This is a genomic window from Metasolibacillus sp. FSL K6-0083, assembly GCF_038630865.1.
GTDB lineage: Bacteria > Bacillota > Bacilli > Bacillales_A > Planococcaceae > Metasolibacillus > Metasolibacillus fluoroglycofenilyticus.
In genome coordinates this window covers 1237286-1250569 of sequence record NZ_CP152046.1, presented here as the reverse complement: position 1 = coordinate 1250569, position 13284 = coordinate 1237286, and the positions used below count along the sequence as shown (strand labels likewise).

10 protein-coding genes and 1 pseudogene are annotated in these 13284 nt (G+C 38.0%); all 11 read left to right on the top strand.

What is annotated here, in order from left to right; all coding sequences use genetic code 11:
- The first annotated feature begins 249 nt into the window (after window positions 1–249).
- The 11 genes and pseudogenes from MHB51_RS05990 (at window position 250) to MHB51_RS05940 (ending at window position 13239) form a co-directional block, all read left to right on the top strand.
- The gene (locus MHB51_RS05990; protein WP_342473200.1) at window positions 250–1476 is read left to right on the top strand and encodes an IS110 family transposase; all 1227 of its coding nucleotides are present in this window, start codon (window positions 250–252) and stop codon (window positions 1474–1476) included.
- Between the two features lie 695 nt (window positions 1477–2171).
- Window positions 2172–3533, top strand: a complete 1362-nt coding sequence (locus MHB51_RS05985) for a HAMP domain-containing sensor histidine kinase (RefSeq protein ID WP_342559218.1) — start codon at window positions 2172–2174, stop codon at window positions 3531–3533.
- An 18-nt stretch (window positions 3534–3551) separates the two neighbouring features.
- Window positions 3552–4232: a response regulator transcription factor gene (locus MHB51_RS05980; RefSeq protein ID WP_342559217.1), complete on the top strand. Its 681-nt coding sequence runs from the start codon at window positions 3552–3554 to the stop codon at window positions 4230–4232.
- Between the two features lie 25 nt (window positions 4233–4257).
- A pseudogene (locus tag MHB51_RS05975) lies at window positions 4258–4782 on the top strand (CueP family metal-binding protein).
- Between the two features lie 17 nt (window positions 4783–4799).
- Window positions 4800–5531, top strand: coding sequence for a sulfite exporter TauE/SafE family protein (locus MHB51_RS05970; protein ID WP_342559216.1), 732 nt, complete (start codon window positions 4800–4802; stop codon window positions 5529–5531).
- A 284-nt stretch (window positions 5532–5815) separates the two neighbouring features.
- Complete coding sequence (locus MHB51_RS05965; protein WP_066171043.1) at window positions 5816–6550, top strand: pseudouridine synthase; 735 nt, start codon at window positions 5816–5818, stop codon at window positions 6548–6550.
- A gap of 96 nt (window positions 6551–6646) precedes the next feature.
- Complete coding sequence (gene resA, locus MHB51_RS05960) at window positions 6647–7183, top strand: thiol-disulfide oxidoreductase ResA (RefSeq protein WP_066171039.1); 537 nt, start codon at window positions 6647–6649, stop codon at window positions 7181–7183.
- An 11-nt stretch (window positions 7184–7194) separates the two neighbouring features.
- Complete coding sequence (locus MHB51_RS05955) at window positions 7195–8847, top strand: cytochrome c biogenesis protein ResB (protein ID WP_342559215.1); 1653 nt, start codon at window positions 7195–7197, stop codon at window positions 8845–8847.
- Window positions 8844–10076 carry a c-type cytochrome biogenesis protein CcsB gene (gene ccsB, locus MHB51_RS05950; protein WP_107942374.1) on the top strand — a complete coding sequence of 411 codons (1233 nt, stop codon included), beginning with the start codon at window positions 8844–8846 and terminating at the stop codon, window positions 10074–10076. The genes MHB51_RS05955 and ccsB overlap by 4 nt, the downstream gene beginning before the upstream one ends.
- Window positions 10077–10757: 681 nt before the next feature.
- Entirely contained in the window at window positions 10758–11474 is a 717-nt protein-coding gene (locus MHB51_RS05945) for a response regulator transcription factor (RefSeq protein WP_066171025.1), read from the top strand.
- Window positions 11467–13239 carry an ATP-binding protein gene (locus MHB51_RS05940; protein WP_066171022.1) on the top strand — a complete coding sequence of 591 codons (1773 nt, stop codon included), beginning with the start codon at window positions 11467–11469 and terminating at the stop codon, window positions 13237–13239. Before MHB51_RS05945 ends, MHB51_RS05940 begins: the two co-directional genes overlap by 8 nt.
- The last annotated feature ends 45 nt before the right edge of the window (window positions 13240–13284 follow it).

The following is a 13284-nucleotide window of genomic DNA, read 5'->3' as shown; positions in this document are numbered from 1 at the left end:
AAAAAAAACATACTAACATTAGTAGTACAAACCAAGGCCATGGTTTGTGCTACTATTTTTTTATAGTAGAAGTGAAGGAAAGTCGAACAGCTCTTGGGATCATTTTAGAATCCGTATTAAAAACCGACTGACTTCACACCCTTATTTGAATCAGTTTAGTATGTTGGGTCCAAGAGATCGTGTAGAAGAAAATGGAATCGGTAAGGCACTGTGAAGACTTCTATGATTGGCTAAAAAGGAGAAAGTATGATGAAACATGTGGTTGCGTTAGATGTGAGTAAAGGAAAAAGTACCATTGCGATTTATAATCCGTATCGTCAATGTGAATTTGAAGGTGAACTGAATCATACACGTATGGACTTTGAACAATTACATAAGCGAATGAAAGAAATAGCGGAGCGTGACGGTCAAGCACCTGAAATCGTTTTTGAAGCGACAGGTGTTTATTCAAAACCATTGGAAACGTTTCTAATCGATTATGGCTACACCTATTGTCGGATGAATCCACTTGAAGCGAATCTACAAATGGCTTCGATGCGTCGAAATAAAACCGATAGTAGTGATGCGCATGAGTTAGCGAAAACCCATTTTAAAATGGAGCGTGAGCCGACCTATGTGCAGGATGATTATTATGAACAGATGCGTGGACTTACACGTTATTATGATGAGATTGATGAAGAAATCACGCGATTAAAAAGTCGAATGCATGCGTTATTACATTTGAGTTTTCCGGAGTTGGAAGCACTCATTACACCAAGTTCGGCCCTGTTTTTAAATATTGTTCAGCTCTATCCACATCCAGCCCTGTTACTGGCGCATTCGAAAACAGTCATTAAAAATCGGTTAAAAGCCAATACACGAAAAAACCTATCATTCGCACGTGCTAAGGCAAAAGCAGAATGTTTACTAGAGGCTGCTCAAAATAGTTATCCAGCCATTAAAGCTACCGATATTCGTTGTGATCAAATTCGTGACTACGCAGCTCGTATCATGGATTTAGTTGAGAAGAAGGAAACACTTGTGAAACAAATGGTGGAGATGTCACAGGAACGCAAAGAATACCAAGTGCTTCGTTCGATTCCGGGCGTTGGCGATACAACAGCTTGCCGATTAATCGGTGAATTAGGGGATATTCGCCGCTTTCAGAATGCGAAACAACTAAATGCGTATGTAGGTATTGATATTATGCGTTATCAATCGGGTAACACGCAGTATCGTGATCGTATCAATAAAAGAGGAAATAAGAAGCTACGAAAGATTTTATTTTTTATGATTTGTACGATGATTACGTTACGGAAAAAGACTAACAATCACCTGGTAGATTATTACGATAAATTAAAAACGCAACCTCAGAGAAAGCCTCATAAGGTTGCGATTGTCGCCTGTATCAATAAGTTTCTGAAAATGACGTTTCAGTTAATGACACAAGGCATTCTGTACGATTATGAGTCCGCACTACCAGCTCAGAAATCGTAACCAAAGTAAATTAACTATAGCACAATGACCTTTCGAAAAAAAGAAAATTCGTGAGGTCTCTTTGGCATGCGCAATTTTTTTGTGAGGGTGGGGGTACCCCCACCCTCACAAAAAAGTCTTTTCAAAACTTTAATTATTTTCTTAAAAACTATTGACTGGAGGTAAGAAGGGCTGTCTGAAAAGTCATTTTGAGAAAACCTCTTTGCGGTGAGAACAGTGACAATTGATTGTGAATGCCGTATGAGTGAGTGTTTTTAGCAAATATTTAATATGAGAGATGGGGCTGTCCGAAAAGATATACACTTTTCGGACAGCCTCTTTAATATGGATAGGAACCTGAGAAAATTATAATTAGTTTAGCCATTTAAAACTGTTTCGATAGATAGTAAAGAGCCACCTGCTAACTTTCAGGGGGAAGGATACAATTTCAGTTGAACCGAATCAAATGGTTAAGCACGTTGTAAAATTTAATAATAAAAGGATTTATAATTCTTTACAGCTGTTTTACAGGTAATAGGAAGAAGGGGCAGGCAGAAGTATAAAGGAGAGGGCTCTAGACTAATCAAAAATTATGAGGTAAGACACCTTCAGCATGAAAGTATTTTACTTATGAAATAATTTTCTTATTTCTGCATAATTTTTTCATATTTATTGATTATACTTGTCTTTACATGATTAGCTGGGAGGGAGCAGTTGTGAATAAATTATCTACAAAATTAGCAATTAGCTTCTTTTTAGTTGTGCTAATAATGGAATCCATTCTGATGTACTTCCTTCATAAAAGCACGATTAATACAAGGGTGGAGGAGGAGTTTTCTTTACTATTAGCAAATGGTTCAAATCATCGTGATGTGCTTGTTGGGTATTATTCAGAAACTACTTTGAGGCACATTTCTTTAATGGAGAAGAATGGCAATCGAGAAGTGATGATTACGAATAAACATGGTGATATTATAAGCAGCTCAAACCCTTCACACATGGTACAGGAGGACGATCAATTCTTCATTAAGAATCTTCACACTGAAAAAGACGACATCATTATCTCTGATTGGAGAAGTTCTGCCTATATCGTCAGTGTTCACCCGTATAAAGTGGATGAAGAGCGTTCGGACTTTGTGATTATGCTGCAAAACACAAACTCGCTTAATCAAATGGTAGATAAAATGAATATGCATTTTGTTTTATCAGGCATTGTAGGCTTTATTGTACTATTTATCATCTATGTCATGCTATCAAAAATCATTACGAGACCTTTAATGCGCATGAAGGAAGCAACAGAAAAATTAAGTAAGGGAAATTTTAAAGTGAGCTTGCCTAATTTGGGAAAGGATGAGCTTGGTGAATTATCGCACTCCATTCATAAGCTGGCGAACGACCTTGAACACTTGCAAAACGATAGAAATGAGTTTTTAGCAACGATTGCACATGAATTAAGTACACCACTTACTTATTTAATAGGTTACTCAAGAATTGCGATGAGAGAGGAAATTAGCGTAAATGAACGTCAACGCTATATTGAAATTATTGGGGAAGAAGCAAATCGTATGAAGGATTTAGTGAAAAATTTATTGGATTTGGCTCGCATGAATGAGACGACATTTGATATATATAAAGAAACTTTTTTTGTCAGACCATTTTTAGAAAATGTTTGTAAACTTGTTGCATCCTCTTACAATTTAAAAGAAATAAAACTAGAGCTAGCTTGTGAGGAGCGGCTTCAAGTTTATTCTGATCAAACACGCTTAGAGCAGATTGTTCTAAACCTATTGGATAATGCATTGAAATATTCAAATAAAGATTCAATTGTTGTTTTACAGGCTGAAGAAAAAAATGGGAAAATAGTTATTGCTGTAAAGGATACAGGGATTGGCATTCCAGTTGAAGAGGTTGAATATATTTTTGAAAAACTTTATCGAGTGGAGAAGTCACGTTCTCGTTCAAATGGAGGTTCTGGAATAGGCTTAGCGGTAGTGAAGGAACTCGTTGTAGCACTTGGCGGAACGATTGAAGTGAAGAGTAAAGAAGGAAAAGGAAGTACGTTTACAATTACAATTTAAAGGTGGTATTGAAGTACAATGCATACTGTTCTTTTAATTGATGATGAGCAGAGGATGTTAGATTTAGTGGAACTCTTCCTACTACCACAGGGTATGAGATGCTTGAAGGAAACAAGTGGTGAAATAGGGCTCGAAATACTGAAAGAAAAAGAGGTTGACCTTGTCCTTTTAGACGTGATGATGCCTTATATGGATGGTTGGCAAGTATGTGCAAAAATTCGCGAATTTTCAAATGTCCCAATTATTATGCTAACAGCACGTGCCGATAAAATTGATTTAGTAAAAGGGTTGAATTTAGGTGCTGATGATTATATTGCTAAGCCTTTTGATGAAAGGGAATTAATAGCAAGAGTGAATGCACAACTACGCCGTGCTTCAGAAAATAGCAAATCCTCAAAAGCTGTTATTCGCTTTGAAAAGTTTATTTTAGATACGGAAATGTACGCCCTACACTACGAGCATTTAACGACACAGCTCACATACAAGGAGTTTGATATCTTAAAAGCACTTATTTCTAGACCTTTTAAAACCTCCGCACGCGAAGAATTATTAAATGTTGCATGGGAATATGAGACTGAAATAGATATCCGAACAGTAGATTCCCATATTCGAAATTTAAGAGAGAAGTTAAAAAAAGCTGGTTTTCCAGCAGATACGTTTTTAAAAACAGCGTGGGGAATAGGGTATAAATGGAATTAAGATGTTGAAAATGGAGGGAAATAAAATGAAGCATAAGCTAATTTTAGCTCTAGTAATGAGTGGGAGTTTATTAACGGCGTGCGCGCAAGAGAAGGAGGCAGTGAAGAAAATTGAAGCAACAGAAATAAAAGAAATGGTGCAAGGTTATACGGCACGCAATATCACTGCAAAGTCCGCGTCTATTACCGCTACACAGTTAGTTGTGACAAACGATGACGAAGAAAAGGAAGTTTATGAGTTACCAAAAGAGGAGTTTTTTGTGTCCATCGCACCTTACATAAATGAAACACATCCTTGTCATAACCATAGCTTAACAGGTTGTCAAGGAGAGTTAGTCAAGGAAGAATTTGATATTTATATTGAAGACTAAAAGGGCAATGTTGTTGTAAATGAAACATTGCAGACGGGAGTAAATGGATTTATTGACTTATGGTTGCTGCGTAATCAAACATATCAAATTAAAATACAGCATGGTAGTAAGCTGGTTGAATCTGAATTTTCTACTTTTGATAAGGATGGTACTTGCATTACTACACTACAATTAACTTAAAGAATTAGGGGGATGAAATGTCGAGTTTTTTGTCTCAAATAGGTCAAATGTTGAGTGAGCCGTTATCTTTATTTTTAAATTCATATAATCATTCGCCAATTATTGCTGCACTGTTACTAGGGCTAATTGGTGCAGTCGCTCCGTGCCAACTTACGGGGAATATTAGTGCCATTACATTGTATGGTAACCGCACGATTCAAAAGAATGCTAGCTTAGGCATTATTACTTCATTTATTGCTGGTAAAGTAGTTGTGTACAGTATAATTGGATTATTTGCTTGGCTATTTGGTCAAGCATTTGAAACAGCATTAACAACATATTTTCCGTTGTTTCGAAAGGGCATTGGTCCATTGTTAATTTTTACTGGACTCGTGCTGATGGGCGTTTTAAAATTAAAGTTTTTAAATCGCATAACAAGTCATATGCCATTGAAACTAATGCAGGGGAAATTCGGCTCATTTTTATTAGGCGCTAGTTTTGCGATTGCATTTTGTCCAACAATGTTCGTCATCTTTTTTGTCTGGCTTATGCCCATCATTGCTTCAAGCTCTTACGGCTTAGCATTGCCAGCCGTTTTTGGTATTGCAACAACAATTCCATTATTAATTGTTTTATATCTCATCTGGTATTTTGATGTAAAGGGCTTAGTAATGAAAAAAAGCATGAAAATCGGAAGACTACTTCAACAAATAGCAGGGGGATTACTCATTATTGTTGGCCTTTTCGATACGATTACTTATTGGGGCTAAAGGTACTCAATCAAAGGCATAGATAAATTGCGAAATCTCCAAGTTAACTATAAGTAAGGATAAATTAATTGAAAAAGCGTTAGCCAAATATAGAAAATCAGCATCACCACCACATGAAAGGTGCTGATTTTTTACTTGGAGCTTTATCATGTGACAAATTTGTCACGTCTAAATGTGAAATAAAGCTATTTTTCTTTAATAATGGCGCAAAGTGTGACATAATTTTCAACAGGTTCAGGCGCAAATGAAAGGGTTTTCGAACAATCAATCAATGAGGTGATCTTATGGAACGATTACAAAAAGTGATTGCTTATGCGGGTGTGGCATCCCGTCGTAAAGCAGAGCAGCTAATTGTAGAAGGAAAAGTAAAGGTAAACGGTAAAGTTGTCAAGGAGCTGGGTACGAAAGTATCTAACTCTGATACAATTGAGGTAGAAGGTGTAAAGCTTGAGAAGGAAGATAAAGTGTATTTCCTATTATACAAGCCAAGAGGCTATATTTCGGCAGTAACAGACGATAAAGGACGTAAAACGGTAACGGATATTTTTAAAAAACATGTGCATCAACGCATATTCCCAGTAGGTCGCTTAGATTACGATACAACGGGCTTATTGTTGTTAACAAATGATGGGGAGTTTTCTTATTTGTTAACACACCCTAAGTTTAAAATTGACAAAACATATATTGCGCGTGTGAAAGGTGTGCCGACAATCGAAGGCTTAAAAAAGCTACAGCGCGGCATTAAATTGGAGGACGGCAAGACGGCTCCAGCAAAAGTAAGCATGACATCATTTGATGAGCAGGCGGGCAAAGCGATTTGTGAAATCACTATTCATGAGGGGAAAAACCGCCAAGTGCGTAGAATGTTTGAAGCAATAGGAACGCCCGTTGTAAAGCTGAAGCGAGAGCGCTTTGCTTTTTTAGATTTAACAGGTTTAAGCCCAGGAGAGTACCGAGAACTGACAAAGCATGAAGTAAAATTGCTGCGTGTATTGGCTGAAACAGGGAAGATTGAGTAAACGTTCATAATTCATTCAAAAGTGCTTTATATTAAAAATTTGTTATTTGTTATAATAATAGGCGGGAGTAGACTGTGTGAGGAGGGTTATACGCAAATGGAAAAAAAGAAAAAGCGTTCAATTATGCGCGGTATTATTTTAGGTGTATTACTCGCTGCAATTGTTTATACGGTTTATACGACAGCGACAAAAGATAAAGTGGAAATGCTAAAGGAAGGGTCGAAAGCGCCTGACTTCGAGCTTGTTGATTTAAACGGTGAAACACATCGCTTATCAGATTATGAAGGAAAAGGTGTGTTTTTAAACTTCTGGGGTACTTGGTGTCCTCCATGTGAGCGTGAAATGCCAGCGATGGACCGCCAATACGATGCATATAAAAGTCAGGGTGTTGAAATGTTAGCAGTTAATATTGCGCAATCTGATTTTGAAGTGCAAAGGTTCATTTCTAATTTAGGGGTCGATTTCCCTGTTGTTATTGATAAAACGAGAAGTGTGCAAAAAGCATATAACGTAGGAGCAGCTTTGCCTGCGACGATTTTAGTGACACCAGACGGGAAAGTGAAAAAAATTATTACCGGTGAAATGAGTGAGGCAGATATCGCTTCATATATGGAATCCATTAAACCGGAATAGGAGTTTGACAGATGGAAAAAATCATTTGTACTTGTAAGCATGAAAATCCAATTGGCACAAAGCTTTGTGAAAAATGTGGACGACCGTTAACGGTAGAGGAGCAGGAAAAACAAGTAGTTGATATGCGTTATGACGGTATTGCAATTCGCTCTAAAACGCGTAATAAATCGCTTATCGATAAAATTTGGAACTTTTTCTCTAGCGTTAAAGTAGGGGTTACTTTAATTATTATTACGCTTATTGCAGCGTCAATCGGAACGATTTTCCCACAGGAATTTTATGTGAATGTTGCAACAGATGCTGAAAAAGCAGCATATTACAAAGATGTCTATGGAACAATCGGAACGCTTTATTATAGTTTAGGTCTGTCCGATTTATATTCATCTTGGTGGTTCCAAGTAATTGTTGGAATGCTAGCTATTTCGATTATTGTAGCAAGTATTGACCGAGGTATTCCGTTACATCGCTCTTTAACAAATCAGAGAGTAAAGCGTCATACGAGCTTTATGAAACGTCAGCGCGTCGTAGCAGAAGGACAGCCTGCTGAGCAAGCGGATAAAACGCTTGATTTAATTGAACAGCAAATGCAGCAATTAAAATACAAGGTACGTCGTGAGGACAATGCATTATTTGCAGAAAGAGGACGCTTTGCACGTTATGGTCCGTATATTAATCATCTTGGGTTAATTATTTTTTTAGGTGCCGTTATGCTACGCTTATTGCCAGGCTTTTATGTTGATGAGTCGATGTGGCTACGCGAGGGTGAGACACGTGCCATTGATGGAATGGACGGCTATCTTTTATACAGCGATAAATTTATTTTAGAAACGTATGATAACGACCCGCAAGGCGAACAGTTACGCCAAGGCGTCAATGTTGTTGCGAAAAACTTCCAAACAAATGTAACGCTCTATAAGCAACAAGAAGGTGCCGTTCCTGGACAAACAGCGGATTTAGAGGAAGTGAAATCCTATGAAATTCGTGTCAATCATCCATTAAAGCATGATGACTATGCTATCTATCAAATGGACTATCGCCTAAACGAATTAAAAGTTATGAATTTTGAATTGCAAAATAAAGCAACTGAAGCATCGTTAGGTGAAGTAAGTATCGATTTAACGAATCCGCAAAAAGAATATATTATCGATGAGCAAACAAAAGTAGAGCTTGTTTCTTATTTGCCGGATTTCTCAGGCTTTAAGGATGGTGTGCCACAAACGGCTACACCATATCCAAATAATCCGGCATTTATTTTCCGTATGTTTACACCTGAAACGCCAGAGGGTGAAACGAGCTTTGTGGCGATTCGCGAAACATTAGAGCCATTAGGAGATAATCAATATAAAATGAAGTTTGCTAGTGTGGAAACACGCAATATGTCCGGCTTGACGATTCGCAAAGATAAATCGATTCCAATTTTATTTGTTGGGGGCTTCATCTTTATGCTAGGTGTTGTCATCGGTTCATATTGGAGCCACCGTCGTTTATGGGTGGAGCAGTTAGAGGATGGGACAGTGCGTCTTGCTGCACATACAAATAAAAACTGGTTCAGCATGAAAAAAGACTTAGACGCTGTTACAACACATGCTTATTTACCACAATACGTGGACCAAGTAGAAAAAGAACAAGAACAAAAGGAAAAGGAAGGTGACAACTCCTTATGAGTTTACTTCAGTTAAGCGGCTATCTATTATATGCTGCATTCATTTGTTATTTAATCGCTACAATCTTGTTTGGTGGTGCAATTAAACCATCAAAAGTAAAAAATGCACCAGCCTCTGCTGAGAAATGGGGCAAGCTAGCCATTACGATAACGATTATTGGCTTTGTTTCAAATATTGGCTACTTTATTACACGCTGGATGTATACAGGACATGCACCTGTAAGTAATATGTTTGAATTTACGACAGCATTAGGTATGTTTATTGTTGGGGCATTTATCGGAAGCTACTTTATGTACAGAGTAGCTGTAATCGGGGTTGTAGCATTGCCAATTGCTATTATAATTATTGCCTATGCTGCGATGTTCCCAAGAGAGGTTAGTCCATTAGTTCCTTCATTACAAAGTCATTGGCTAACAATTCATGTTATTACGGCTGCTCTTTCTCAAGCTGTATTAGCGATTAGCGCCGTTGCAGGATTAGTTTATTTATTAAAGCATGTAGATGTGAAAAGAGCTTCAAAGGAACGCTTTTTCTTAGAAGCAGTTATGTTTTCTTTAGTGCTTGTCATTGGCTTCGTTGTGTCTTCTGTTACATTTGGTGCAATGGGCTATAGTGCAACATATCAATATGTCGATAAAGAGGGTAACACAAGCCGAGTTGAATATCATAAGCCCGCTATCTTTGGGATGAATAAATATGTAGAAGTAGAGCTAGTTGATGCAGAGAATAAAATATATGAGCCTGTGGCTAAAGAAAATCAATCATTCCAACCATTAGTAGAGATGCCTCCACTTGTGAATGCTAAAAAATTGACAACAGTCTTTTTCTCTCTAATATTTGGTACTGTTATTTACTTGCTTATTCGCTTAATTACACGTCGCTCAATTTCGGCAATACTTCAACCATTAGTGAAAAAGGCAAATTCGCCACTTATGGATGAAATCGGATATCGCTCGATTTTAATTGGCTTCCCAATGTTTACATTAGGTGCATTAGTATTTGCCATGATTTGGGCTCAAGAAGCATGGGGACGCTACTGGGGTTGGGACCCTAAAGAGGTATGGGCTTTAATTACATGGCTATTCTATGCGGCATTTTTACATTTACGCCTATCAAAAGGCTGGGAAGGTAAAAAATCAGCATGGCTTGCTTTAATTGGTTTTACGATAATCATGTTTAATTTGGTGTTCGTTAACCTAATTATCGCTGGCTTACATTCATATGCATAGTAAGGAGCGCCTAAACAGCCGTGCAGTTGCCGGCTGTTTAGACGCTTTTGTTTGCTGTTTAGATAAAATGTTAGTTCGGTGAGGCAGAGAGTACTTTTGGGAATATGAAAACATAGAGGCTAGCAGTAGTTCCTCTAAGTAAAGGGGGCGCTGTTCAAATCTCGCCTTTTTTGGTATTTGAGGAATATATATTTTCAAACCTGTTGATTATGTAAATATTGTCTATTTATTAGCGTGTTTATAGGGGGAAATGCCTTTCAATAGGCATACACTCGTTGATTGGAGTGAAGGGGCGACTCCATTGGAATCAAAGGTAAGGAGGCTAAGGTCGTCACGTACTGTGGCAACGCCTCCATGACCAACATCGTGTTGACCTCGAGCTGAAAATCTATTTATTTCGGCATTCACCGAAATAAATTAATGGAAGCCGCATCCCCCGTAACGGAAATCAATGAATTACTAGGTAATCTCTGTGAAATAAAGGCTAATTAACACGCTTGAGCTACTTTCCCTAGAAAAGCTAACCAACTCGCTATTTTTGAAGTATCACCAGAAAAAATAATCATAAAGCGTTTCGCTAAATATGTGATATTATGTCGTATTAGGACATTCCTTTCCTTTTCAATTTGGTGTTGAAACGTTACAATAGAAGATGTAGAAAGTAGGAAAGGGGATACACCAGTGTCTGAAAATATTTCTGTATTAGTAGTAGATGATGAAGATCGTATTCGCCGTCTATTAAAAATGTACTTAGAGCGTGAAGGATATATTGTAGATGAGGCTGAAAATGGGGAAGAGGCAGTTACAAAGGCATTTGAACATGATTACCATTGCATTCTTTTAGATATCATGATGCCTGAAAAAGATGGTCTACAAGTATGTGAAGAAATTCGTGAAAAGAAAACAACACCAATTATTTTACTGACAGCAAAAGGTGAGGAAGCAAACCGTGTACAAGGCTTTGAGCTTGGCGCTGACGATTATATCGTGAAACCATTTAGCCCGCGCGAAGTGGTGCTACGCTTAAAAGCTATTTTACGACGTTCAGCAGCATTTGCACCTGTTTCAAATGGCTCGACTTCCAAAGATTTAGTTGTATTTCCACATCTAACGATTGACCATGATGCCCATCGTGTTACTGCAGACGGTGTAGAAGTAAATTTGACGCCGAAGGAATATGAACTTCTTTATTTTCTAGCTAAATCACCTGATAAAGTGTTTGACCGTGAGCAATTATTGAAAGAAGTATGGCATTACGACTTCTTCGGTGATTTACGTACTGTAGATACGCATGTAAAGCGTTTACGTGAAAAGTTAAATCGCGTGTCTGAAAGCGCAGCGAAAATGATTGTAACGGTTTGGGGCGTAGGCTATAAATTTGAGGTTGTGAATGAATAGAATATGGAATAGTATTGTCGGGAAGCTGTGGGGAACCATATTGCTTCTCGTTTCCTTTGTATTATTTATCTTCACGGTGTTCATGCTGGAGTTTTTAGAAAATTATCATAGTGCCAGGGCCGAAGAGACATTGCGCCAAACTGCCTCGACAATTGCGAACATTGTTGATGGCGATTTAACAGATAATTCACCCTATGAAATTATTCGCAGTGTATTACACGAGGGGACAAATGCGCTCATTGTAGAAAATCCTGATGGTGCTGTTTATGCCATTCAAGAAGGAATTAATCAAGAGGGTATACAAGCGCAAATTTTACAGGATAAAGCGTTCGAAAATATTTATGCAAGTAGCCAGCCAATTTTGCAGGAAATGATTTTACCATCACAAAAGAATGAAGATAAGATGGAAACATACGTTGTACTCGCGTTTCCATTAAAGGGTGATGCGGCTTTACATGGTGCAGTGTTTATTTATCAAAATCCAGATGCCATGCATGAAACAAGTAAGGAAACGACAAAAATTGTCTTTATTTCAGCGCTTATTGCTTTTGTCTTAACGACGTTTTTTGCCTTTTTCTTATCAAGTCGTATTACTTATCCTTTAAGAAAGATGCGTGAGTATGCCTTTGAAATCGCAAAAGGCCGCTTCGATTCACAAGTGCCGACAACACAAAATGATGAAATTGGACAGTTAGCTGTTGCTTTCAACCAAATGGGGCGTCAGTTGAAGCATCATTTAGAAGTAATTAACCAAGAAAAAGAGCAGCTATCGAGTATTTTAACATCGATGACAGATGCTGTAATTACGTTTAATCGTGACAGGACGATTTTAGTTAGCAACCCGCCAGCAGAGCGACTTTTGCAAAAATGGTTTGTTGCGAAAGGGGCACAGAGCACAAAGCCTATTCCTGCTGAAATTTATCATATGCTTGACCATGTGCTCGATTTTGAGGATAAAATTGAAGAAGAAATTGAAATGGATGGCTCCTACTATAGCATTGCCATTAGCCCGCTTTATAGTGGGGAGCTTGTGCGTGGTGCAGTAGCTGTTATTCGCGACCAAACAGAGCAGCATCGTTTAGAAAAGCTACGCTCTGATTTTATTGCCAATGTTTCACATGAATTGCGCACACCCATTGCAATGCTGCAAGGCTATTCTGAAGCTATTTTAGATGGCGTAGTTATCGATGAAGATGAGCGCAATGAAATGATTAAAATTATTTATGATGAGTCACAGCGAATGGGACGACTTGTCACAGATTTACTTGATTTAGCACGAATGGAATCAGGACATATGCGCTTATATAAAAATCTCATTCCACTTGTACCTGTGCTTGAGCGCATGACGCAAAAATTCGCACAAGTAGCAAAGGAAAAGCATGTAGATTTGCGCTTCATCACGAATATCGAAGAGGATGTAGTGATTAATATTGACGAAGACCGCATTGAGCAAGTGTTGACAAACTTGGTTGACAATGCACTGCGCCATACACCTGTTGATGGTGCTGTAACAGTGTCCGCAACTTATGAAAAATCCTATGCAAAAATCGAAGTGCGAGATACAGGAATTGGTATTCCAAAAGATGATTTACCATATGTTTTTGAGCGTTTTTATAAAGCAGATAAAGCGCGAACACGCTCCAAAGGCGGTACAGGGCTAGGTTTAGCGATTGCCCGCAATATCGTTGAGGCACATAATGGAAATATTGCGGTAACAAGCGTTGAAAAAGAAGGAACTGCATTTACTTTTTATTTGCCATTGTAATAGAATAAAAGGGTGTGGGAAATCGGATTTTCCCACACCCTTTAT